Annotated in this window: 1 protein-coding gene; it reads right to left on the bottom strand. The window is 67.5% G+C overall.

Features of this window, described 5'->3' with window-relative positions:
* A partial coding sequence (locus SB751_RS35765) for a helix-turn-helix domain-containing protein (RefSeq protein ID WP_410749702.1) occupies positions 1–231 on the bottom strand: 231 nt, incomplete at both ends.

Here is a 231-nt window from a genome sequence, read left to right as displayed (position 1 = left end):
CGATGAGCCCGTCTTCCGAGAGCCGCGAGAGCGCGCGCGTCATCGTCATGCGGTCGACGCCGGAACGCTGGCAGATGTCGGTCTGCGTGAGCGAGGCGGGCAGCGTGCCCGCGAGCCGGTCAGTGACGAGACGGTTGTACAGGTCTTCGTCGCCCGAAGTGGGCAGTTCGAGTTCGATGCGATGCAGCCCGTCGGCGGGCTTCGCGAGGAAGAAACCGCGATTCTCGCGCG

This window comes from Cupriavidus sp. SIMBA_020 (genome assembly GCF_046535395.1).
GTDB classification, from domain to species: Bacteria; Pseudomonadota; Gammaproteobacteria; order Burkholderiales; family Burkholderiaceae; genus Cupriavidus; species Cupriavidus campinensis.
Note: the sequence above shows the minus strand (reverse complement) of the source record. Positions and strands in the feature narration are given on the sequence as shown.